Annotated in this window: 25 protein-coding genes; 11 read left to right on the forward strand and 14 right to left on the reverse strand. The window is 46.1% G+C overall.

Annotated features, from left to right (window positions below; all coding sequences use genetic code 11):
* The first annotated feature begins 44 nt into the window (after positions 1 to 44).
* On the forward strand, positions 45 to 479 hold the full coding sequence (locus GO493_RS22495; protein ID WP_157308476.1) for a MarR family winged helix-turn-helix transcriptional regulator: 435 nt from the start codon (positions 45 to 47) through the stop codon (positions 477 to 479).
* 59 nt (positions 480 to 538) lie between these two features.
* On the opposite strand, the gene GO493_RS22500 is transcribed toward GO493_RS22495, so the two are convergent.
* From GO493_RS22500 to GO493_RS22515, 4 genes are all read right to left on the reverse strand, one after another.
* Positions 539 to 1,150, reverse strand: coding sequence for a fumarylacetoacetate hydrolase family protein (locus tag GO493_RS22500; RefSeq protein ID WP_157308477.1), 612 nt, complete (start codon positions 1,148 to 1,150; stop codon positions 539 to 541).
* A gap of 41 nt (positions 1,151 to 1,191) precedes the next feature.
* Complete coding sequence (pth, locus tag GO493_RS22505; protein WP_157308478.1) at positions 1,192 to 1,776, reverse strand: aminoacyl-tRNA hydrolase; 585 nt, start codon at positions 1,774 to 1,776, stop codon at positions 1,192 to 1,194.
* A 90-nt stretch (positions 1,777 to 1,866) separates the two neighbouring features.
* On the reverse strand, positions 1,867 to 2,451 hold the full coding sequence (locus GO493_RS22510) for a 50S ribosomal protein L25 (RefSeq protein ID WP_157308479.1): 585 nt from the start codon (positions 2,449 to 2,451) through the stop codon (positions 1,867 to 1,869).
* Between the two features lie 36 nt (positions 2,452 to 2,487).
* On the reverse strand, positions 2,488 to 3,438 hold the full coding sequence (locus GO493_RS22515; RefSeq protein ID WP_157308480.1) for a ribose-phosphate pyrophosphokinase: 951 nt from the start codon (positions 3,436 to 3,438) through the stop codon (positions 2,488 to 2,490).
* Between the two features lie 229 nt (positions 3,439 to 3,667).
* On the opposite strand from GO493_RS22515, the gene radC reads away from it, so the two are divergent.
* Positions 3,668 to 4,378 (forward strand): RadC family protein, encoded by a 711-nt coding sequence (gene radC, locus GO493_RS22520; protein ID WP_157308481.1) that lies wholly within the window; start codon positions 3,668 to 3,670, stop codon positions 4,376 to 4,378.
* 62 nt (positions 4,379 to 4,440) lie between these two features.
* The gene (locus GO493_RS22525; RefSeq protein ID WP_157308482.1) at positions 4,441 to 5,424 is read left to right on the forward strand and encodes a Gfo/Idh/MocA family protein; all 984 of its coding nucleotides are present in this window, start codon (positions 4,441 to 4,443) and stop codon (positions 5,422 to 5,424) included.
* Positions 5,425 to 5,519: 95 nt separating this feature from the next.
* Here the strand turns inward: GO493_RS22525 and GO493_RS22530 are convergent, their stop codons facing one another.
* The 4 genes from GO493_RS22530 to GO493_RS22545 form a co-directional block, all read right to left on the reverse strand.
* On the reverse strand, positions 5,520 to 6,200 hold the full coding sequence (locus tag GO493_RS22530) for a 2-C-methyl-D-erythritol 4-phosphate cytidylyltransferase (RefSeq protein WP_157308483.1): 681 nt from the start codon (positions 6,198 to 6,200) through the stop codon (positions 5,520 to 5,522).
* A gap of 80 nt (positions 6,201 to 6,280) precedes the next feature.
* A complete protein-coding gene (gene queA, locus GO493_RS22535; RefSeq protein ID WP_157308484.1) occupies positions 6,281 to 7,330 on the reverse strand; it encodes a tRNA preQ1(34) S-adenosylmethionine ribosyltransferase-isomerase QueA in 1,050 nt (349 codons plus the stop codon).
* 94 nt (positions 7,331 to 7,424) lie between these two features.
* Positions 7,425 to 9,152 (reverse strand): ABC transporter ATP-binding protein, encoded by a 1,728-nt coding sequence (locus tag GO493_RS22540; protein WP_157308485.1) that lies wholly within the window; start codon positions 9,150 to 9,152, stop codon positions 7,425 to 7,427.
* 18 nt (positions 9,153 to 9,170) lie between these two features.
* On the reverse strand, positions 9,171 to 9,941 hold the full coding sequence (locus tag GO493_RS22545; RefSeq protein ID WP_157308486.1) for an AMP nucleosidase: 771 nt from the start codon (positions 9,939 to 9,941) through the stop codon (positions 9,171 to 9,173).
* 72 nt (positions 9,942 to 10,013) lie between these two features.
* Here GO493_RS22545 and GO493_RS22550 point away from each other — a divergent pair, with 72 nt between their 5' ends.
* Positions 10,014 to 10,457: a type I restriction enzyme HsdR N-terminal domain-containing protein gene (locus GO493_RS22550; protein ID WP_157308487.1), complete on the forward strand. Its 444-nt coding sequence runs from the start codon at positions 10,014 to 10,016 to the stop codon at positions 10,455 to 10,457.
* A gap of 57 nt (positions 10,458 to 10,514) precedes the next feature.
* Here the strand turns inward: GO493_RS22550 and GO493_RS22555 are convergent, their stop codons facing one another.
* From GO493_RS22555 to GO493_RS22570, 4 genes are all read right to left on the reverse strand, one after another.
* Positions 10,515 to 11,933, reverse strand: coding sequence for a Glu/Leu/Phe/Val family dehydrogenase (locus tag GO493_RS22555; RefSeq protein WP_157308488.1), 1,419 nt, complete (start codon positions 11,931 to 11,933; stop codon positions 10,515 to 10,517).
* 48 nt (positions 11,934 to 11,981) lie between these two features.
* The gene (locus GO493_RS22560) at positions 11,982 to 12,236 is read right to left on the reverse strand and encodes a CcmD family protein (RefSeq protein WP_157308489.1); all 255 of its coding nucleotides are present in this window, start codon (positions 12,234 to 12,236) and stop codon (positions 11,982 to 11,984) included.
* Positions 12,233 to 12,895 carry a cytochrome c biogenesis protein CcsA gene (ccsA, locus tag GO493_RS22565; RefSeq protein ID WP_157308490.1) on the reverse strand — a complete coding sequence of 221 codons (663 nt, stop codon included), beginning with the start codon at positions 12,893 to 12,895 and terminating at the stop codon, positions 12,233 to 12,235. Before ccsA ends, GO493_RS22560 begins: the two co-directional genes overlap by 4 nt.
* Positions 12,896 to 12,956: 61 nt before the next feature.
* Complete coding sequence (locus GO493_RS22570) at positions 12,957 to 13,622, reverse strand: heme exporter protein CcmB (RefSeq protein ID WP_157308491.1); 666 nt, start codon at positions 13,620 to 13,622, stop codon at positions 12,957 to 12,959.
* Positions 13,623 to 13,661: 39 nt separating this feature from the next.
* Between GO493_RS22570 and accC the strand changes: the two genes are divergently transcribed.
* Both accC and GO493_RS22580 read left to right on the forward strand, forming a co-directional pair.
* The gene (gene accC, locus GO493_RS22575; RefSeq protein ID WP_157308492.1) at positions 13,662 to 15,146 is read left to right on the forward strand and encodes an acetyl-CoA carboxylase biotin carboxylase subunit; all 1,485 of its coding nucleotides are present in this window, start codon (positions 13,662 to 13,664) and stop codon (positions 15,144 to 15,146) included.
* Positions 15,147 to 15,287: 141 nt separating this feature from the next.
* Complete coding sequence (locus GO493_RS22580) at positions 15,288 to 15,767, forward strand: GtrA family protein (RefSeq protein ID WP_157308493.1); 480 nt, start codon at positions 15,288 to 15,290, stop codon at positions 15,765 to 15,767.
* A gap of 55 nt (positions 15,768 to 15,822) precedes the next feature.
* Here the strand turns inward: GO493_RS22580 and GO493_RS22585 are convergent, their stop codons facing one another.
* Positions 15,823 to 16,392 carry a thymidine kinase gene (locus GO493_RS22585; RefSeq protein ID WP_157308494.1) on the reverse strand — a complete coding sequence of 190 codons (570 nt, stop codon included), beginning with the start codon at positions 16,390 to 16,392 and terminating at the stop codon, positions 15,823 to 15,825.
* 128 nt (positions 16,393 to 16,520) lie between these two features.
* On the opposite strand from GO493_RS22585, the gene GO493_RS22590 reads away from it, so the two are divergent.
* Positions 16,521 to 17,369, forward strand: a complete 849-nt coding sequence (locus GO493_RS22590) for a hypothetical protein (RefSeq protein ID WP_157308495.1) — start codon at positions 16,521 to 16,523, stop codon at positions 17,367 to 17,369.
* Here the strand turns inward: GO493_RS22590 and GO493_RS22595 are convergent.
* Positions 17,339 to 18,601 (reverse strand): 3-deoxy-D-manno-octulosonic acid transferase, encoded by a 1,263-nt coding sequence (locus tag GO493_RS22595; protein WP_157308496.1) that lies wholly within the window; start codon positions 18,599 to 18,601, stop codon positions 17,339 to 17,341. The genes GO493_RS22590 and GO493_RS22595 overlap by 31 nt on opposite strands.
* Positions 18,602 to 18,707: 106 nt before the next feature.
* Between GO493_RS22595 and GO493_RS22600 the strand changes: the two genes are divergently transcribed.
* Genes GO493_RS22600 through rfbB form a run of 4 tightly spaced genes read left to right on the forward strand, consistent with a single transcriptional unit; the run spans position 18,708 to position 23,219 of the window.
* Entirely contained in the window at positions 18,708 to 19,847 is a 1,140-nt protein-coding gene (locus GO493_RS22600; protein ID WP_157308497.1) for a DegT/DnrJ/EryC1/StrS family aminotransferase, read from the forward strand.
* On the forward strand, positions 19,844 to 21,154 hold the full coding sequence (locus GO493_RS22605; protein ID WP_157308498.1) for a UDP-glucose dehydrogenase family protein: 1,311 nt from the start codon (positions 19,844 to 19,846) through the stop codon (positions 21,152 to 21,154). The genes GO493_RS22600 and GO493_RS22605 overlap by 4 nt, the downstream gene beginning before the upstream one ends.
* A gap of 31 nt (positions 21,155 to 21,185) precedes the next feature.
* Positions 21,186 to 22,124: a UDP-glucuronic acid decarboxylase family protein gene (locus GO493_RS22610; RefSeq protein WP_198315799.1), complete on the forward strand. Its 939-nt coding sequence runs from the start codon at positions 21,186 to 21,188 to the stop codon at positions 22,122 to 22,124.
* A gap of 39 nt (positions 22,125 to 22,163) precedes the next feature.
* On the forward strand, positions 22,164 to 23,219 hold the full coding sequence (gene rfbB, locus GO493_RS22615) for a dTDP-glucose 4,6-dehydratase (protein WP_157308500.1): 1,056 nt from the start codon (positions 22,164 to 22,166) through the stop codon (positions 23,217 to 23,219).
* Positions 23,220 to 23,222 lie beyond the last annotated feature (3 nt).

Genomic DNA, 23,222 nt, shown 5'->3' on the forward strand with positions numbered 1-23,222 from the left:
GATTTAGTTGCTGATACAACTATTGCTACTGCAAATTAACTATTATGCCTGATACTTTTGTAAATAATCCCTCTTTTTTTAAGCTGGATGCAACCCTAAAACGGATACGTAATTACTGGCAGAAAACATTTGATGCCCATAAGAAGGATATTACAGTGGATCAGTGGCTGCTGATTGAAAACCTCTATAAACACAAGAAAATCACTCACAATGAGCTTGCCAGGCTGACTTCGAAGGATATTACCACTGTCTCCAGGATAATAGAATTACTGGTGAAAAAGGAACTGGTGGTAAGAGAAGGGTCCCCTCAGGACAGGAGAAAAGTGTTTTTGCAGCTGACAGTTAAAGGGACAGAGAAATATAAGGATGTAAGACCCCTGGTACTGGAAATGAGGAAAACAGGGTGGCATGACCTGACGGAAGCAGATTATGTTGAGCTTACCCGGATATTGGATGTGATATATAATAATATACCATAAAATGCCAAAAACGCTTTTGCCTCCCGGCAAAAGCGTTTTTGTATAAAGGAAGCCGGCCTTTATTTGATCATAAATTCCAGCAGACTATCATTTTCAATAAACCCTTCCAGCGTATCGCCGATCTCTACCGGACCAACTCCCGCCGGAGTACCTGTAAATACCAGGTCGCCGATATTGAGGGTAAAAAATTTAGAGATATACGCAACGAGGTAATCGAAAGAGAACAGCAGGTCTTTTGTATTACCCTGTTGCACCAGTGTCTTGTTCTTATACAGACAGAAATTAATATCTTTCTTGTCCAGCTCGGGGGTAATAGGAATGAATTGTCCTACTACTGCAGAGTTATCGAATGACTTGGCTATCTCCCAGGGTAATCCTTTCTGCTTTTGTTTCTCCTGCAGGTCCCGGGCAGTAAAATCGATGCCTATTCCTATCTGGTCATAATACTTATCTGCGAATTTTTCCTGGATATGCTTGCCATTCTTGCTGATACGCAACACCAGTTCGCATTCGTAATGCAGGTTGTCAGTAAATTCAGGATAGTAAAAGGGATGATTGTTCTGTAACAAGGCATTCTTAGGCTTCATGAAAATCACCGGTTCTGACGGCACCTCGTTTTTCAGCTCCTTCGCATGATCTGCATAATTTCTACCAACGCATATTATTTTCATGTCTGGGCGATTCTTGATTTATGGTTAATGAACAGATTAAATTACTGTTTATCCCGGGGAAAACTGAGATTGTTGTAGGCATTCATAGTACGTGGTAATCCAACTGCAGCAAAACTTTCTATGATCTCTGTACATACCTCTATTTTCTCCGTCACAATTTTCCATTCCTCTGCCGGCCATTTCCCCAATACAAAATCTACCTGTCTTCCTTTAGGATAGTTATTACCGATCCCAAAACGGAGGCGGGGATATTGATTGGTACCGAGGGACTCATGAATACTTTTCAGACCATTCTGTCCGGCATCACTACCACCAGGACGCAAACGCAATACCTCCAAAGGCAATGCCAGATCATCCACAAGGATCAGCAGGTTTTCCAGTGGTACTTTCTCCTTATCCATCCAATACTTCACAGCTTTACCGCTAAGGTTCATATAAGTAGTAGGCTTCACCACCACAAATGTCCGGCCCTTCCATTTGCATTCTGCTACATCAGCCAGGCGGTCACTCTTAAAAACGCCACCATGCTTGGCTACGAAAGCAGTTGCAATATCAAAACCAATATTGTGACGGGTATGTTCATATTCCGCTCCGATGTTGCCTAATCCAACTATCAGGTATTTCATCAAATTGCTGTTTAGATCCTCAATGCTGGGCAAAAATAGAAAAAGTCCCGCCTTGCAGGACGGGACCTTCTACAAATATTTAAAAGAAAATTATTTCTTTTTAGTGTCTGCAGCCGCTTCTTCCTGACGTAACTGACGGGTCATTACTACGGAAGCGATAGGAATACGGGGAGAGTTCAGGATCTCTACGTTTTCAGCTACCACATCTTCAACACGGATGTTACCATTCAGTTCCAGCTTGTCGATGTTCACTTCGATGTTCTCACGCAGGTATTTAGGCAGGGCCTTTACTTTCAGCGCTTTGATCTTTACAACCAGTTTACCACCGGCTTTTACACCTTCAGACTGACCAGTGATCTTGATAGGCAGGGTAACTGATACTGGTTTGTCTTCTATCAGCTCCAGGAAGTCGATGTGAGACAGCTCATCTGTTACAACGTCAAACTGCAGATCTTTTAGTACGCATCTGTAGGTTTTGCTACCTAATTTAATTTCAGCCAGCTGAAAATCAGGAGTGTATACCAGATTTTTAAAAGCTGTAGCCGGAGCTGAAAAACTTACGGTTTCTGCACCCCCGTAAATAACACAAGGCACTTGTCCCTCAGAACGTACCTGGCGGGTGGCTTTTTTGCCATATTCGCTCCTGAGTTGTCCTTCGATTGTTATCGTTTTCATTGATTAAACATTTATGTTTATGATAAATAATGCTTCTTAATTGCTTCTGCGGTGGCTGTGCACGAACAGGTTTGTAATAGACTTGTTCTCGTGCATGTTCCGGATGGCTACTGCAAAGAGATCTGCTACACTGATCACCTTGATCTTAGAACTCTGCTGCTTAATAGGAATGGTATCACAGATCACCATCTCTTCCAGCACCGAGTTCTCAATGTTCTCGTAAGCCTTGCCGCTCAGCACCGGGTGTGTACAGAAGGCGCGTACGCTCCTGGCCCCTTTCTCACGCAGCAGGTTAGCTGCTTTTGTGAGTGTGCCGGCAGTATCGCAGATGTCGTCTATCAACACAATGTCTTTGTCTTTCACATCTCCGATCACCACCATGGAAGCGATCTCATTAGCACGTTTACGGTGCTTGTCGCAGATCACCATTTCCGCATTGAAGTAGGCGGCTACTTCCCTTACCCTGTTGGTACTTCCCACATCCGGGGACGCAAAGGTAAGATTTTCCAGCTTCAAATTCTCAATGTAAGGAATGAAAATCGCAGAGCTATCCAGGTGATCTACCGGTATATCGAAGAAACCCTGGATCTGCGGAGCATGTAAATCCATGGTTATCACACGGTTAGCCCCAGCAGAAGTAAGCAGGTTAGCTACCAGCTTGGAGGCAATGGCCACCCTGGGTTTGTCTTTTCTGTCCTGCCTGGCAAAGCCGAAATAAGGAATAACAGCGGTGATATAGCCGGCTGAAGCCCTTTTTGCAGCATCTATCATCATCAACAGCTCCATCAGGTTATCTGAAGGAGCATTGGTGCTTTGTACCAGGAAAACATAATCACCACGGATACTTTCCATGTAAATTGGCTGAAACTCGCCATCACTGAACTTCTGGATAGTCAGCTTACCGAGGCCGTTGCCGTATTTCCTGGCAATTTTCTCTGCGAGCGCCGCATTACTGTTTCCCGTAAAAATTTTTACTAATGGTTGCATGGATTATAGAAAAAGAGGTGCAAAACTATGATTTATTGGAGTACGTACCCTAGTTTTTTTTGGCGGTAAAGCCTATGACGTGTAATTGAATATTCCGCAAATAGATATCTCTCTTATTCACAACCAGTTGCATTCTCACCCCGTTTTCTACAGCACTGTTTGCTGATGGAAAGTTACCACAAATTTTTTTGGATGGAAATCCTTTATCTTTACTAATATTTTTAGCAAAATGATAAACAACGTTAGCCCTACAACACATGTAGCTATGAAGAACTGGGCCGAAGATGACAGGCCAAGGGAAAAACTGATCAGGAAAGGTGCAAATGCCTTAAGTGATGCAGAATTGTTAGCTATTTTACTTAACAACGGTCACAAGCAAAAGTCAGCGCTCAATCTGGCACAGGAAATACTGCAGCTTTCCGGGAACAATCTCGGAGAGATCAGCAAACTGAATGTAAGGCAGCTAAAACGTGTAAAAGGGATTGGCAATGCCAAAGCCGTTATAATAGTGGCGGCTATGGAACTGGCCCGCAGAAAGCAGGCTGGCTATATGCGGCGCAGAAAGGTGATCAGTAACGGCAGCGATGCCGCCCTTTATTTTAAACCATTACTTGGAGATAACAACTATGAATCCTTCCACGTAATGTACCTGAATAACGCCAACCGTGTGCTGGAGCACCGTTGTATCAGTACAGGAGGTATTACCGGTACCCTTGCAGATCCCAGGGTCATTTTCAGGGAAGCGCTTGAACTTGGCGCCACCCGTCTCATTCTTTGCCATAATCATCCTTCCGGCAACCTGAAACCCAGCAATGCAGACATCGACCTCACCAGGAAAGTAAAAGCAGCAGGTAAATTACTTGACATCACCGTTGTAGACCACATCATCGTATCTGAAGCAGGATATTACAGTATGGCAGAAGAGGGAACCATTATATAACTTTTGTATATAATACCCTCTTTTTCCTTACATTCGCAATTATTTTATTGTCAAATAGTAACATGCTCAAAATAGGAATCTTTGGGGTAGGCCATCTTGGTAAAATACATCTCTCCCAATTAGCCACCATGAAGGATGTAGAGGTAGTTGGATTTTTCGATCCAAGTGATGCAAATGCAGAAAGTGTGGCCCGGCAGTACCCGATTCCAAGATATACTTCCGCGGAAGAACTGATACAGGCATCTGATGCTATAGATATCATTGCTCCCACCACTCAGCATTTCAGGTTATGTGAACAGGCCATCAGAAATGGTAAGCACATCTTTGTAGAGAAACCCATGACCAACACTATGGACGAAGCTAAAACACTGGTAAAACTGGTGGAAGAGGCTAATATCAAATTCCAGGTGGGACATGTAGAGCGTTTCAACCCGGCTTTTCTTGCCTTAAAAGGGCACGAGCTGAAACCAATGTTCATTGAGGTTCATCGTCTGGCGGAATTTAACCCGAGAGGAACTGATGTAAGTGTGATTCTGGACCTCATGATCCATGACATTGATATCGTGCTGAGCATTGTACAATCTACCGTTAACAGAATCTCCGCCAGTGGTGTTGCTGTGATGAGCGATACTCCTGACATTGCTAACGTACGCATAGAATTTCATAACGGCTGCGTAGCAAACCTTACCTCCAGCAGGATCTCCCTGAAAAAGATGCGTAAAATGCGGCTGTTCCAGAAAGACGCTTATATCGGTATTGACTTCCTGGATAAGAAAACAGAGATCATCAAGCTGAAAACGCCGGAAGATGAAGGGCTGTTTACGCTTGATATAGAAACTAATTCAGGCAAAAAGACCATCGCTATAGATAATCCCGAGGTGAAACAGGTGAATGCAATACGGATGGAACTGGAATTGTTCCGTGACAGTATCCTGCATAACAAGCCCGTACCAGTAAATGCAATAGATGGATTACAGGCAATGGAAGTAGCACATCAGATCCTTGCAAAGATCAATAAAGGATTGTCTGCTGATGTTGCTCAGTAAGTATCCACAAAATAACTGCTCAAAAAAAAGCGTTTTTGCCTCCAGCAAAAACGCTTTTTTTTGAGATCTGAACTACCGGCCACAGGCCAGTCCGGCTATTGAATATCTTTTAATAATGCTCCTGCAATAGTCAGGTCCAATGGACGGGTGATCTTAATATTCGAATCTTCTCCGGGCACCAGTTGTATGCTATGCCCCTGCCTTTCAACTACCGTAGCCTCATCCGTAAATAAAGGGTCGTAAGGCAATGCAAATGCCGGCAGTAACCATTCAGAAAGAAATGTCTGCGGAGTTTGTATGATCTTATATTTTTCCCTGTCTACAGCCCTGTTTCCCCTGCCATCCGTTTCACGGATACTATCCTTCATATCTACAACAGGTATGGCGCTTCCCTCTGCAAGGGCAGTTTCATAACAGGCCTGAATCAACGAAGTACTTACCAGCGGACGTACGCCATCATGCACAAAAACCACTGCAGGGCCATCCACCTGTTGCAGGCCATTCTTCACAGAATGAAAACGGGTCTCCCCCCCCTTTACAAGTGTAACGGGAGCGACTGTATTAAATTCTCCCAGCCATGGCGTCACATAGTCAAAATGCGCTTCCGGAAGCACCAGTACTATCTCCATATCACTGTATGCACGTACAAATGAATGAATAGTATGCCAGAGCACCGGCTTACCGGCCAGGTCAAGAAATTGTTTGGGAATGGCGCTCCCCATACGGGTACCAGACCCACCGGCAACTATGATCGCTATTTTTCTGCGTGTTTCCATATAGGGCCTAAATAAGAGGTCCTGCCTCATTCTTGCCTGAGGCGAGACTGGACAGGACCTTTTACAATAGTTTATCTTTCTTAGATGATCAGCATGGCATCGCCATAGCTGAAGAAACGGTATTTCTCCTTAATTGCCTGCTGATAGGCTTCCATTACCAGGTCGTAACCTGCAAATGCACAAACCATGATAAGCAGGCTTGTTTTAGGCAGGTGGAAGTTTGTTACCAGGGCATTCGGAATTGCAAAATCATAAGGAGGATGAATGAAGGTATTTGTCCATCCCTCAGCTGCCTTCAGCAAATTCTGGGCAGTAACGGAAGACTCTACCGCTCTTACCGTAGTAGTACCGATAGCACATACCTTACGGTTCTCTTCCTTCGCTTTGTTCACGATCTTCACCGCGTACTCATCAATGTTAAAGTACTCTGCATCCATTTTGTGCTTGCTCAGGTCTTCCACCTCAATAGGACGGAAAGTTCCCAAACCGGTATGCAGGGTTACTTCTGCGAATTTCACACCTTTGATCTCCAGGCGCTTGATCAGCTCGCGGCTGAAGTGCAGACCAGCAGTCGGAGCAGCCACAGCGCCTTCATATTTGGCGTAAACTGTCTGATAACGCTCTTTGTCTTCTTCTTCAGGCTTACGCTTGATGTACTTAGGCAGCGGAGTTTCACCCAGCGTGTCCAGCACCTGTTTGAACTCCTCATCATTTCCTTCAAACAGGAAACGGATGGTACGGCCGCGGGAAGTGGTATTGTCAATCACCTCTGCTACCAGCGATTCATCATCGCCAAAATATAATTTATTGCCAACCCTGATCTTACGGGCAGGATCAACAATTACGTCCCACAAACGATTCTGTTTGTTCAGTTCACGCAGCAGGAATACTTCAATCTTTGCACCGGTCTTCTCTTTACGGCCGTAAAGGCGTGCAGGGAATACTTTGGTGTTGTTCACCACCATCACATCCTTATCATTGAAGTAGCCGATAATGTCACGGAAAACTTTGTGCTCAATTTTCCCGGTGGCACGGTTTACCACCATCAAACGTGCTTCGTCTCTTGTCTTGGAAGGGTGCTGCGCAATCAGATTTAAAGGAAGGTCGAATCTAAACTGTGATAGTTTCATATTACGGTATGAATAGAAATTTTAAAGGTTGCAAAGGTACTGATAAATACCTTATCTATCAAAAAATGATTATCTTATATTATCCGACAAAAGATTAAATATAAATATTTTTCGGAATAGACTCAATTAGCTGTTTTGTATACGGGCTCTGCGGATGTTCATACACCTGCGCTGCCGGCCCGGCTTCCTCTATTTTCCCCTTGTTCATCACCATCATTCTGTCGCTGATAAAGCGTACTACTGAAAGATCGTGAGAGATAAATATATATGTGAAACCGAACTCTTCCCTTAACTGCATCAGCAGATTGAGCACCTGTGCCTGTATACTGACATCCAGCGCGGCTACAGATTCATCACAGATAATAAATGAAGGTTCCAGCGCCAGGGCCCGTGCTATTACAATACGTTGCCGCTGTCCACCGGAAAACTCATGCGGATAACGATCATAGTGCTCCGGCAACAGGTTCACCTTAGCCAGCAGCTCTTTCACCTTCTCTCTGCGGGTACGGTCATTACCATGCATACCATGTACCTGCATAGGTTCTAATATAGCCTGCCCCACAGTAGAACGGGGATTCAGCGAGGAATAAGGGTCCTGGAAAATGATCTGGATATCTTTACGAAGCTCCCTCATCGAAGAACGGGACAATCCCGTGATCTCCTTCCCTTTATAGCGGATGCTGCCGGCAGTAGGCTCCTGCAGGCGTAATAATGTCCTTCCAAGTGTTGTCTTTCCACAACCGGACTCTCCTACCAATCCCATCGTCTCTCCCTCTTTTACAAAAAAACTTACATCATTCACTGCTTTTGTCCACGAAAGCACTTTCCCGAAAAGATTACGCCTGGCCGGAAACCAGGTGTGCAGGTTCTCCACTTCCAGCAGGGGAGGCTGCTTTGCCAGGAAAGTTGCTCTGCCTGTTATAATGCTTTCAGGTATTTCCAGGCTGTTTACCAGCGCTTTGACGGCCTGCGGCTTCTCAATGATATTTCCTGAGGGGTCCACCTCCATAAAATCACGGGTAACGGGTAGCCTGTACAGGCGTTTATCCAATGGCGGCCTGCAGGACAATAACCCTTTGGTATAAGGATGCTGCGGATGGCTGAATAATTGTGTGACAGTCCCTTCCTCCACAATACGGCCTTTATACATTACCGCTACCCTGTCGGCAATTTCTGCTATCACACCAAGATCGTGCGTTATGAAGATAACGCTCATGCCCGTCTGCTGCTGCAGGTCCCTGAGCAATCCCAGAATGGCTTTCTGTACAGTCACGTCCAGCGCTGTGGTAGGCTCGTCAGCTATTAATAATCGCGGGCCGCAACTGATAGCCATGGCTATCATGACGCGCTGTTTTTGTCCGCCGGAAAGCTGATGCGGATATCTATGCATCAGCAGCTCAGGGTCTGGCAGGCGCACCTGCCGGAAGAGTGCAAGTGTTTGTTCACGCGCCTCATTCCTGCTGATCTTTTTATGCAGAAGGATGGCTTCCATTACCTGGTGCCCACAGGTATGCAGGGGATTCAGGGATGTCATTGGTTCCTGGAAGATCATGGAGATCTCATTGCCACGCCAGGAACGCATCTCATTCTCTGTAAGTTCAGGCAGGTTTATGCCCTGGTACAGGAGCTTGCCGCCAGTAATTCTACCCGGTTGCTGCAACAGCCGCATAATGGCCAGCGCCGTCACCGATTTTCCGGAACCGGATTCTCCTACAATGCCCATCACCTCACCGGGAACAATATCCAGAGAGATACCATTAACGGCAGGATTGCCGGCAAAAGAAACCGTAAGGTCCTGTATTGATAAAAGTGATTGCTGCATAATTGAGGAAAACACCACTTAAAAACGTAGGTGCTTTACTGTCTGGTGACTATCTCTCATGTTCTTAAGAGAATCTATACCTATCTTCAGATGCCTCTCCACATATTCGGAAGTCACCTTTTTATCGCTTTCTTCAGTTTTCACACCCTCCGGTATCATAGGCTGGTCAGATACCAGCAGCAAAGCTCCGGTAGGGATCTTATTGAAAAAGCCTACAGAAAAGATAGTGGCAGTTTCCATATCTATTGCCATAGCACGGATACGTTCCAGGTAACGTTTAAATTCAACATCATGCTCCCATACCCGGCGGTTAGTACTATAACAGGTACCTGTCCAGTAATCACAACCATATTCACGGATAGTGGTAGATATCACTTTCTGAAGGGCAAATGCCGGCAACGCAGGGACTTCGGGAGGAAAATAATCATTGGAAGTACCTTCTCCCCTGATAGCTGCTATAGGCAGGATCAGGTCTCCGATATTATTCTTCTTCTTTAACCCTCCGCATTTACCCAGGAAAAGCACTGCTTTGGGAGAGATCGCGCTCAGCAGGTCCATTACTGTAGCTGCACTTGGGCTCCCCATTCCAAAGTTGATGATAGTGATGTCATTTGCAGTAGCACATTGCATAGGCTTGCCTGCGCCAATGATCTCGGTGTTATTCCATTCTGCAAAATAAGTGAGATAGTTGCTGAAGTTGGTGAGGAGGATATGGGAACCAAAGTTCTCCAGTTTCTCTCCCGTGTAGCGGGGAAGCCAGTTAGCTACAATTTCTTCTTTTGTCTTCATAGCCTTTTGGCAAACGAATATACAGAAAAAAAGTGATAGTCTCCGGCAGACGGTTTCTGTTATCTTTACATTATGATAGCGATCGAATTTCCGGCACCTGATTTTAAAATTGTCAATGAAAATGATAAAACACTCATTTTTGACCGCTTCCGTAAGAAATATGTCGTTCTCACACCGGAAGAATGGGTACGCCAGAATTTCCTGAACTATCTGACCCAAATATTAAGCTATCCCGCCTCATTGATAAGCATTGAAAAAGAACTGTATCTGGGCGAGTTAAGAAAGCGCTGCGATATTGTTGTTTACAACAGGGAAACCCGCCCCTGGATGATAGTGGAATGTAAAGAGATGGATGTTCCGCTCACACAAACAACGCTGGAACAGATAGTCCGCTATCATATGGCCATTCCTGCGGCTTACCTGGTCATTACCAACGGGGTCCATACTTTCTGTTGCAGACATGAAACAGACATCAATCAATGGAAATTCATCACACAACTACCTGCACATTTGTAATTACAAAAAATCCCGCACCGGAACCGGTGCGGGACTTCGTATAAAAAAGATAAAAGATCAGGGGAAGATACCCAGCTGTTCGTAAGCTGCGCCTACTTTATCAATTGCACATACATATGCAGCAGTACGCATGTCATGGATATCCTTATGGTTAACCATTATCTCACGTACTTCATGCAATGCAGCATGCATTGTTTCTTCCAGACCGGAATATACCAGGTCCACTTCATCTGCGCCATGAGCGATGAATTTCCTTTCCCTGTCTGATACAGACTTCCCGGTCAGGTCTTCGATCACGCTCAGGATGTGGATGTTCATGTTCTCGTCAAAACGCTTGCCCAGACGGCCATAGCGTACATGGCTGAGGTTTTTCAGCCATTCAAAGTAAGATACGGTCACACCTCCGGCATTCAGGAACATATCAGGTACAACAATCACACCTTTTTTATTCAGGATCTCGTCAGCTTCAGGAGTGATAGGACCGTTGGCCGCTTCTCCGATGATGCGGGCCTTGATATTGGCAGCATTATCTTTATGGATCACATTTTCCAGCGCAGCGGGAATAAGGATATCACAATCTTTTTCCAGTCCGTCGGCATTATTCTTCAATGTTTCTGCACCCGGATAGTTTATAATAGAACCTGTTTCATTCCTGTGCTTCAGCACCTTATCCGGATCCAGGCCTTTTTCGCTGTAAATAGCGCCGTCCCATTCTATAAGGCCAACTATTGTTGCCCCTGCTTCATGGAAGTATTTGGCAGCATGGTAACCTACGTTACCCATACCCTGTACAATTACACGTTTGCCGATTAGTCCGGGCTCCAGGCCTAATTTCTTCATATCCTCCTTAATGTTGCAGAGTTCCTGCAACCCGTAGAATACACCAAGACCTGTCGCTTCTTTACGGCCACGTACACCACCCTGGGAAACAGGCTTACCCGTTACACAGCCATAACCGTCTATTTCTCCCGGGCGAAGGCTCATGTATGTATCCAGTATCCAGCTCATTTCCCTCTCGCCGGTACCATAGTCCGGTGCAGGCACGTCAACACCAGGCCCGATAAAGTTCTTCTTTACCAGTTCTGCAGTATAACGGCGGGTAATGTTTTCCAGCTGGAAAGGTGAATAATTGCGGGGATTGATCTTGATACCACCTTTTGCACCACCGAAGGGAACGTTTACGATAGCGCATTTGTAAGTCATCAGGGCTGCCAGGGCCATTACTTCGTCCTGGTTTACAGCATCGCTGAAGCGGATACCGCCTTTACAGGGCAGTTTGTGGTGAGAGTGCTGTACGCGGTAGGCCTCGATCACTTCGATGGTATCTCCTACGCGGACCGGGAACTTCATACGATAAACGGCATTACAGGCTTTGATCTGTTCCAGGATGCCTTTCTCCCATTTCGTGAAACTTGCGGCTTTGTCAAAACTTCTTTCAACGCTCTGAAAGAAGTCATAGTGTTGCTCTTGCGCCATAAAAAGAATCGTTTTGGTAATCTGTGTAGTAAATTATAACGTTGGACTTTATTTGCCCGGAAGGTTCTTATCCCGCTTTTCAAGCCGTGATATTTTCCTGTCCAGGGATATTAAAAAAATAACAATACCTGTGAAGATGATCAGCAGCACTCCCACTATAACATAGATCTTGCCATTGCTGCGGAAAAATTCGTTTACCGGACCTGTTTCTGTGTTTTGTTGAGGGCCTTCCTGTGCATGTGCCAGGAAAGAAACGAGTAACAGCAGGAAGGTACAGCAGAAAGAGAACGCCTTGTTGATCATTTAAAAATATTTTTGAGCTCTAATTTTTTGTAGCGTACAAGCAATGTATAGATCCATACACTCAGCAGTGTCCAGCCTATGAAAGCGGGATACAGTACCCGTTTCATATTATTGTCTGTGTCACTGGAGGCAAACCCTGGTGTGGTGGCGCTTCCTGGGTGCAGGGAATCTACCATGCGGGGAATGATGTATGTTAAGGGAATCAACAAAGCAAATGCGAAAATGTTAAACACTGCCGATATCCTGGCGCGCTTATCAATGTCCGGAATGGACATGCGGAGCACCAGGTAGGCCATATATATCATCAGCGCTACGGCTGTAAGCATCTGTTTAGGATCGCGGGTAAAGGAACCACCCCAGGTGTAAGTAGCCCAGAGAGTGCCTGTGGCAAAACCGAGAATACCGAAAAAAACACCTACACTGGCAGCAGCACTGGCAAGGGCGTCTTTGCGGAGATCATACTTATTAAGATATAAAAGGGAATTGACTACAGAGATGGTGAACATGGTGTACATGCAGATCCACATAGGAACGTGGAAGAAAAGGCCGCGGGAAGATTGCCCGTTTGTACCTATAATGGGTATATCAATAGTAAATCCTTTAATTATTACGTATATAAGGATCAGTACCGTTAAGGCTTTCCACCAATGCTTTGCCATTTTAAACCAACTATATTGGGGGCAAACCTACAGGTTTTATCCATAATGGCAAAATCCGGCCCTAGTCCTTCCACAAAAAAGGGAAGAGCACCATAGACAGCGCGATGATCAGCACATCCATACTTGCCAGCATCAGGAACATTTTAGGCAGACCGGGCTGATAAACGGTTATAAAGGAAGATTTAGCTATGCTGGAAAGCATCATAAGCAGCGGCAACATAATAGGAAACCCCATGATGGCCATGAGCGCAGCATTCTGATTAGCCTGTGCCGCAATGGCTGCAAGCATGGTAAACAGCAATGACAGGCTGATCCCCCCCAGCATGATCACTCCCAGGAAATACCAGAAATTGATGACAGGATTACCCAGGAACATAATACAGCAAACCAGCGTGATCAGGCTCATAATAGCCATGAGCACAATATTATAGATAAGCTTTGCAACGATAAAGTTGCGCGGATGTACCAGGGAATAGAAATAAAGCAGGCGTCCACGGCTTTCCTGCAGGAAACTTTTGGCAATAGCATTAACAGCTACAAAAAGCTGCACTACCCAGAACAACGCATTCCATATCTTCTCCTCCGGCTTATCTATCATCAGGTTAATGACAAAGACAGTGGAGATTATATACAGCAGGATACCATAAAAAGCATACTTCTGACGTAGCTCCAGCAATATGTCTTTTTTTACAAGGGTAAGCGTTTGTCTGATGGCAGTCGATTTCATGTGGGGGCAAAGATAGTAGAAACCCCTATATTCGCTTTCATGAAAAAAATACTGGTAGCCAACCGTGGCGAAATAGCGCTGCGGATCATGCGGTCAGCCCGGGAAATGGGTATAGCCACAGTAGCCATCTATTCGGAAGCCGACAGGACCATGCCTTTTGTGCAGTATGCAGATGAAGCAGTATGTATAGGACCGGCGCCTTCCAATCAGTCATATTTATTATCAGCAAAGATCCTGGAAGCAGCAGGGAAAACAGGAGCTGACGCCATTCATCCCGGCTACGGGTTCCTGAGTGAGAATGCCTTATTTGCACAGGCAGTTGCCGGTGCAGGACTTACTTTCATAGGCCCCAGCGCTTCCTCCATTGAAACAATGGGGAGTAAACTGGCTGCCAAACAGGCCGCAGCACAATTTGGCGTGCCTATGGTACCAGGTACTGAAACCCCGCTGCGCAGCCTCGAAGAGGCGGAAGAGGTGGTAAAAAGGACCGGCTTCCCCATCCTGATCAAAGCTTCCGCCGGAGGCGGAGGAAAAGGGATGCGCGTAGTACAGCATGCCGGAGAGCTGGCAGAACAGATCCGGCTGGCTAAAAGCGAGGCAATGAGCGCCTTTGGGGACGACGCCGTTTTTATTGAAAAATATGTGGGAGCCCCCCGCCATATAGAGATACAGATACTGGGCGACCAGCACGGAAACTACGTATATCTGTTTGAACGTGAATGCTCTATACAGAGAAGACACCAGAAACTGATAGAAGAGGCCCCCTCCTCCTGCCTTACTCCAGCTATCAGGGCCGCTATGGGAAAATGCGCACTGGATGTAGCTCGTGCCTGCAACTATTATGGTGCAGGAACAGTAGAATTCCTGGTAGATGAACAGTTGCAGTTCTACTTCCTGGAGATGAACACCCGTTTGCAGGTGGAACATCCGGTTACAGAGATGATCACCGGGCTGGACCTGGTGAAAGAGCAGATCCGTATAGCAAGAGGTGAGAAACTCTCATTTACACAGGATGATCTGAAAATAAACGGACATGCCATAGAACTGAGGATCTGTGCAGAAGACCCTGCCAATAATTTCCTGCCGGATACCGGAACATTGAGTACGTATGTGCGCCCACAGGGATATGGGGTACGGGTAGATGACGGATATGAAGAAGGAATGGACATTCCTATTTATTATGATCCCATGATAGCTAAGCTGATAGCATGGGGAGCTGACCGGGAAGAAGCCAGAGAACGCCTGTTACGGGCCATTGCGGAATATAAGGTAAAAGGTATACGGACCACACTGCCTTTCGGGAACTGGGCTTTAAGACAACCGGCTTTTATTGAAGGACAATTTGACACCAATTTCATCGGGAAATATTTTACACCGCAATCCTTACAGCAGCCAGACCCTGCCGCCGCCAGGGCAGCTGCATTACTGGCCGTAGGTGTCTGGGAAGAAGAACTGCGTAAGATCCGGCAACAGCCCCTCAACAGGCAACCGGCACGTTGGAGGAACAGGAAATTATTGAGATAATTTTAAAGTATAATATGCTGTTATACCAGACCTTAGACAGCGTTTCGTACATTGGAGAAAGAGAAAATTTGTTAAGATAATTCTAAAGCGCGGTACAGTAACGGTAAAACTAACTAGTTTTGTTGCTGCACAACTGTTTCTATGAAAAGGTTCATTTTATTGGTGATAGATTTTTTTTACCAGCCTTTTGCAAAGGTCATGCCCTTGCAAACGTTCCGCTATCTGGCTTGTGGGGGAGGTAATACGACGATGGACATCATACTCTATTACATCAGTTATCACTTTATCTTACAGGAAAAACCTATCCATTTGCCATTCCTGACAATCAGCGGTCATATTGCGGCCCTGTTCATTGCGCTGGCAGTGACATTTCCAACTGGCTTCCTGCTGAGTAAGTATATTGTGTTCTCTGACTCCAATATCAAAGGCCGCGTACAGCTGGTAAGATATTTTATGCTGGTAGGCATCTGTATCTGCCTGAACTATGCCTTTATGAAACTCTTTGTGGAGTATATGCATATCTTCCCTACTGTTTCTAAAATACTGACCACCGTATTTGTGGTAGGTTTCAGTTACCTGACCCAGAAGAAGTTCACATTCAAGGTAAAAACACAGTCTTAGACGTTATTTCTCATAAAAGAAAGAGGGTGTATCGTATTTTGATACACCCTCTTTTTTATTGAGCATTGTAATAACAATGCCTGCAACGCGGTTCATATACATCTGTTTCTCCCAGAAGCACTGTATTCCTGTCTGCTGTTTTCCGGTATGAATAATTGGCAATATTGCCGCATTTCACACAGATGGCATGCAGCTTTGTGATATAATCTGCTTTTGCCAGCAGGAAAGGCATTTGTCCGAAAGGTTTCCCCAAATAATCCATATCAAGCCCGGCCACGATAACACGTATGCCTCTCAGGGCCAGCTGATCACATACATCGGGCAATTCCCCGTCAAAGAACTGGGCCTCATCAATCCCCACTACATCTACTTCCTGCGCCAGCAACAGTATCTGCTGTGAATTTTCCAGCGGTGTGCTCATAATACGGCTCTCATCGTGCGATACGATCTGCTGCATATCATAACGTGTATCCACTACTGGTTTAAATATCTCTACTTTCAAATTGGCAATCCGGGCCCTTTTCAATCTCCTGATCAACTCTTCCGTTTTCCCGGAAAACATTGAGCCACAGATCACTTCTATCCACCCTTTACGCCCTCCTGCAAGAGAAGGTTCAATAAACATATTCTATTATTTTGATTAACAGTTAATTAAAAAGCCCTAACTTTATGCAAATAAAATAAATTCCCCTATATAGCGTTACAATTAAGGCATGGAACGCATTTTGCATTCAGTTATTTTTTTTTATAGCTATGGAAAAAATAAGTGCATTAATTGACAAGTTACAGGAATTAAAAAATACAAACGCTGGTTTGCAGTCTATCTCTTATTATGCTCAGCTCCTGCAGGCGGAAATACTGCATGTGCGCAGCCTTCAGAGAGAACGTGAGCATGAACAGCATAAACAGGGTAGTCATGTAGCAGTGATCATGCCTACCGCTCCGCTGGTTACAAATACACCACCTCCTGTAACCGCCCCGGCCCATACACCTGCGGCGCCCATCACTACCAACCCATCTCCTGATCCGGTCTCCGGAAAAGATCCGCTGGTATTACCGTATCATTCTACCAGTCTGCCCAAACCGGCTACACCGCCACCTCCTCCTCCCCCAACTGAGCCTCAGCAGCCTGTTGAAAGGAAACCAGCGTTCATCACCATTTACGGACAGGCTCAGGAACCTGCCCCTGTTGCAGCTCCGGCCCCCCAACCAGAACCGGTTATGGCGGGTGGCAGCAGACAGGAAACCAACGGCGTACGTAAAGAACTGAAGGAGTTGAATCAGCTGGTAGCCCAGAGCACTCCATCTCTGAACGACCGCCTCAGGCAGGGCCACACTGAACTGGCAGACCGTTACAGTGAATTACCCGTAAAAGACCTTCGCAGCGCCATCGGGATCAATGACAAATTCCAGTTTGTACAGGAACTGTTCCGGGGCGATGTGGATACTTATGAACGTTCCCTGAAAACAATCAATGAATTCCATTCCTTACAGGAAGCGGAATACTGGATTGAAAGAGAATTAAAGATCAGACAGGGATGGGCGGACGATAACCAATCTGTACAGCAATTCTATGCTTTGGTCAGAAAGCGTTTCTCCTGAATATATTGCAATATCTTTTCTGTAGCACCTTTATTATCTGCTACATACTGCCCTGCGCGTTCTCCCGTTTGCATACAGGCCAGATTGTCCGGCAACAGGGTTTCTATCTGTGCGGTCAATGTATCCAGGTCTTTTACCGTAGCCCCTCCACCCGCTGCCAGCAAGGCTGCAGCTTCAGGATATTTATGAAATACAGGTCCGAAGAGTACCGGTTTGCTGTAAGTGGCCGGTTCCAGTATATTATGAATACCATCCTTCCCAAATCCGCCTCCAACATAAGTTACAGCTGCATACCTGTATAACAGGGAAAGCATGCCCACATTGTCAATGATCAGCACAGTGGCCGGTGTGGTATTCATATTTACCCATTCAGTGAACCGCTGTGCTCCCGGAAACTGTTCCATCAGTTTATTGATATGAGACGGCTCAATCTCATGAGGCGCTATAATAAGGCAACGGCCGGGATAGGCATGCTGCTGCCACCAGGCAGCCAGCAACTCCTCATCCTCCGCCCAGGTGCTCCCGGCAACTACGGTTTGCCTTCCGGCTATAAAACGTTCTATTACAGGAAGTTCCCGGGCTTCCTGCCGGAGCGCCCATACCCTGTCAAAGCGGGTATCTCCCGCCAGGGAAACATGAGTGATTCCCGCCTGTTTTAATAATTCCAGGGATTGATCATTCTGTACAAAAATGTGCGTCAGCCGGCGCAGCAGGCTACGGAACATCCCGCCGTAAGGTTTAAAGAATATCTGGCCCGGCCGGAAAATCCCTGACACCAGCAATACCGGTACCTGCCTGCGGTACAATTCTGTGAGCAGGTGATACCAGAACTCATATTTGATAAAAATGGCCAGAGACGGGTTGACAAGGGCAATAAAATCCCTCGCATTACGGGCCGTATCCAGGGGAAGATAAAAGATGTGATCTGCTCCTTTATAATCTTTCCTCACCTCATACCCTGAGGGAGAAAAGAAAGTAAGGAGTATTTTATAACCGGGATACTGCTCACGGATGCTTTCCAGTATAGGCCTGCCCTGTTCAAATTCTCCCAGGGAGGCGGCATGTACCCATACCAGCTGACCGGCTCCCGCCAGCTGCCGTTGCATATGTTCCCTCCAGTTATGGCGGCCTTCTTCCCAGCGCCGGGCTTTGGCATTACCTGTGGCCGCAGCCAGCGCCACACCAGCCCGGTATATTTGAATTCCTGTATTATATATGATCGTTGCCGCCATGCTCTTAGGTACTTTTACTGTTTTTTCGGTCCGGCGCAAAGATACTGCCCATCCTATGTCAAAATTTGTAAATTTGCTCACTTTAAACAAAATATCTATCCCAGTCATGGTTCCTATTCAAATGGTGGATTTAAAACGCCAATACTTAAAAATAAAGCCGCAGGTGGATGCTGCGATGGCTGAAGTGCTTGATAATGCTGCTTTTATTAATGGCGCACCTGTACAACAATTCTCCACCGCCCTGCAGGAATATCTCGGGGTAAAACATGTAATTCCCTGTGCCAATGGTACTGACGCCCTGCAAATTGCCATGATGGCACTGGACCTGGAACCAGGCGATGAGGTGATCACTCCTTCCTTCACCTTTATTGCCACTGCCGAAGTAATAGCGTTGCTGAAACTGAAACCGGTATTTGTAGACGTAGACCCACGTACGTTCTGCCTGGACCCGGAGCTGGTAGAAAAGGCCATCACACCAAAAACCAAAGCTATTGTTCCTGTACACCTGTATGGGCATGCCGCTGAGATGGAACCACTGATGGAGATATCCCGCAGGCACAACATTCCCGTGATTGAAGACAATGCCCAGGCCATAGGCGGTAACTATACTTTTAAGGACGGCACCATAATGAAATTAGGAGCTATTGGCCAGATAGGCTGTACCTCCTTCTTCCCTTCCAAGAACCTGGGTTGCTACGGAGACGGCGGCGCCCTGTTCACCAACGACGATGCACTGGCTGCAAAGATCCGTATGGTAGCCAACCACGGACAATCAGCCCGTTACTACCACGACGTAGTAGGCGTCAACTCACGCCTGGATACATTACAGGCCGTAGTATTAAATATAAAACTGCCACTACTGGATGAATATATCAAAGCCCGCAGGGCGGTAGCGGATGCCTACGATGCCGGATTTGCCGGTATTCCCCAGATCACTACTCCTTTCCGTGCGGCTAACAGCTACCATGTATATCACCAATATACCCTTCAGCTGAATGGAGTGGACAGGAACGCAATGCAGCAATACCTGCAGGAACAGAAAGTGCCTGCCATGATCTATTATCCTGTTCCGGCTCACCAGCAGAAAATGTTTGCCAGCTTCGGCGGGGCATCATTCAACCTCCCGGTTACAGATTCACTGACCTCAAAAGTAATTTCCTTACCAATACATACTGAAATGGACGCAGATCAGCTGCAGCACATTATTCATTCTGTTAAATCATTCATAAACAAACACTCCAAATGAAGATTTCAGTAGTAGGCACTGGTTATGTAGGTTTAGTTACAGGCACCTGTTTTGCTGAAACAGGCAATAATGTCACCTGCATTGATATTGACGCCAATAAGGTGAACAAGTTATCTAATGGCCAGATCACCATTTATGAACCAGGCCTCGAAAAATTGTTCGAGCGTAACCTCAAAGAAGATCGTTTACATTTCACTACCAACCTGGAAGAAGGTGTAAAGGACGCGGAAGTGATCTTCCTGGCCCTGCCCACCCCACCGGGAGAAGACGGCTCTGCTGACCTTTCCTATATCCTGAATGTAGCGGAGCATTTAGGAAAGATCCTGACCAGCTACAAGGTGATCGTTGATAAAAGTACGGTACCGGTAGGCACGGCAGAAAAAGTACAGGAAGTAATAGGCCGCTATTGCAACTGTGCTTTCGACGTGGTTTCCAACCCGGAATTCCTGCGCGAAGGTGTTGCTGTAGATGATTTTATGAAGCCTGACCGCGTGGTGATAGGCACCCGCTCTGAAAGAGCGCGTAAAGTAATGGGAGAACTGTTTGCCCCGTTTGTACGCCAGGGTAACCCTATCCTGTTTATGGATGAGAAATCTGCAGAACTGACCAAATACGCCGCCAATTCATTCCTGGCCACCAAGATCTCTTTCATGAATGAAATTGCTATCCTGTGTGAAAAACTGGGTGCAGATGTAGATATGGTACGCAGAGGCGTAGGAAGTGATGACAGGATCGGCAAACGTTTCCTCTTCCCGGGTATCGGTTATGGCGGCAGCTGCTTCCCTAAAGATGTGCAGGCGCTGGTAAAATCTTCTGAAGAAGTAGCCTACGATTTTAAGATACTGAATGCCGTAATGGATGTGAATGAACGCCAGAAGCTGTTCCTCATACCCAAGATCAATGCCTGGTTCAATAATGATCTGAAAGGCAAACATTTCGCCATGTGGGGACTGGCATTCAAGCCTAATACAGACGATATCCGGGAAGCCCCGGCTTTATATATGATAGATGCCCTGGTAGCTGCAGGTGCCACCGTGACTGTGTTTGACCCGGAAGCGATGACCAATGTAGAACGCCTGCTGGGCAGCAAGGTAAAGTATGCACAGCACCAGTATGAATGCCTGGAAAATGCAGACGCCCTTATCATTGCTACAGAATGGAGCGTGTTCAGAACGCCTGATTTCAATAAAATAAAAGGCGCCCTGAAACAACCTGCCATCTTTGACGGCCGTAACCTGTTTGACGTAAGCCGTATGCAGGAACTGGGCTTCCATTATGAAAGTGTAGGCCGCACAGCTGTTCAATAGTATTTATCATCATCTGTATTCGTTATTGAATATGAAAAGAGTTTTAATCACCGGCGCAGCCGGTTTCCTCGGTTCACACCTGTGTGACCGTTTTATTGCAGAAGGATACCAGGTAGTAGGTATGGATAACCTGCTTACCGGCAATCTTAAAAATATAGAACACCTGTTCCCCTTAAAGGAATTTGAATATTATCATCATGATGTAAGCAAATTTGTGCATGTACCGGGTAAACTGGATTATATCCTACACTTTGCTTCCCCCGCCAGCCCGATAGACTACCTGAAAATGCCTATCCAGACATTAAAGGTAGGCTCACTCGGTACCCACAACCTGCTGGGCCTGGCCAAAGAGAAAAAAGCCAGGATACTGGTAGCCTCCACATCAGAGGTATATGGAGATCCTACTATACATCCCCAACCGGAAGAATACTGGGGTAATGTAAACCCGGTAGGCCCCCGCGGCGTATATGACGAAGCCAAAAGATTCATGGAATCCATTACCATGGCTTATCATAATTTCCATGGGGTAGAAACACGCATTATTCGTATCTTTAATACATACGGTCCCCGTATGCGTCTTGATGACGGACGTGCATTGCCGGCTTTCATGAGCCAGGCTTTAACGGGACAGGACCTGACCGTATTCGGAGATGGCTCACAGACCCGTTCATTCTGTTATGTGTCTGACCTTGTGGATGGCATTTACCGCCTCTTACTGAGTGATTATCACCTCCCTGTCAACATCGGCAACCCTTCAGAAATAACGCTGAAAGAATTTGCTGAAGAGATCATTGCCCTGACCAACAGCAAACAGAAGATCATCTACCAGCCTTTGCCGAAAGATGACCCGAAACAACGGAAACCGGATATCACCAAAGCAAAGGAACTGCTTGGCTGGGAACCTAAAGTAGACAGGAAGGAAGGTTTAAAGATCACTTACGAGTATTTCAAAAAGGCGCTGAATAAGTAACCTACATTAGGGCGTGTATATGCCCTGCAAACTAATATTATGCATAATACCATTCTGATCACCGGCGGCGCGGGCTTTATTGGCTCTCATGTGGTAAGACTTTTTGTCAATAAATATCCTCATTACCAGATCGTGAACCTGGATGCGCTGACCTATGCCGGCAACCTGGAAAACCTCAATGATATCAAAGACAAGCCTAATTACACTTTTGTAAAAGGCGATATCACAGATGAAACATTTATTGACGAACTGTTTGCTCAATATTCCTTTGATGGTGTGATCCACCTTGCGGCAGAAAGCCATGTAGACCGCTCCATTATGGACCCGCTGGCCTTTATCAGGACCAACGTAATGGGTACAGCCGTTCTGCTGAACGCCAGCCGGAAATACTGGAAGGATAATTATGAAGGAAAGCTGTTCTATCACGTATCTACAGATGAAGTATATGGCAGCCTGGGGGAGAAAGGACTCTTCACAGAAGAGACACCATATGATCCACGCTCTCCATACTCAGCGTCCAAAGCCAGCTCCGACCATTTTGTAATGGCATATTATCATACTTATCACCTGCCTGTTATTATTTCCAACTGCTCCAATAACTATGGCTCCAATCATTTCCCTGAGAAACTGATACCACTGGCCATACATAATATCAGGAACAGTAAACCTGTTCCGGTTTATGGCAAAGGAGAAAATGTGCGCGACTGGCTGTTTGTTGAAGATCATGCCCGCGCTATTGACACCATTTTCCATAAAGGCAGACTTGGTGAAACCTATAACATAGGCGGGTTCAACGAATGGAAGAATATAGATCTGATCAACCTGCTTTGCATAATAATGGATAAAAAACTGGGACGTGCACCCGGTACTTCCGCCAAACTGATCACTTTCGTAAAAGACCGTGCAGGTCACGACCTGCGTTACGCCATCGACGCCACCAAACTCAATAAAGAGCTGGGCTGGGAACCATCCCTGCAATTTGAGGAAGGCCTGGAAAAAACAGTTGACTGGTACCTGGCCAACCAGGAATGGCTGGACCATGTAACCAGCGGCGCTTACCAGGAATATTACAGTGATCAATATCAAAAAAGATAATCA

The organism is Chitinophaga tropicalis (genome assembly GCF_009758205.1).
Taxonomy (GTDB): Bacteria; Bacteroidota; Bacteroidia; order Chitinophagales; family Chitinophagaceae; genus Chitinophaga; species Chitinophaga tropicalis.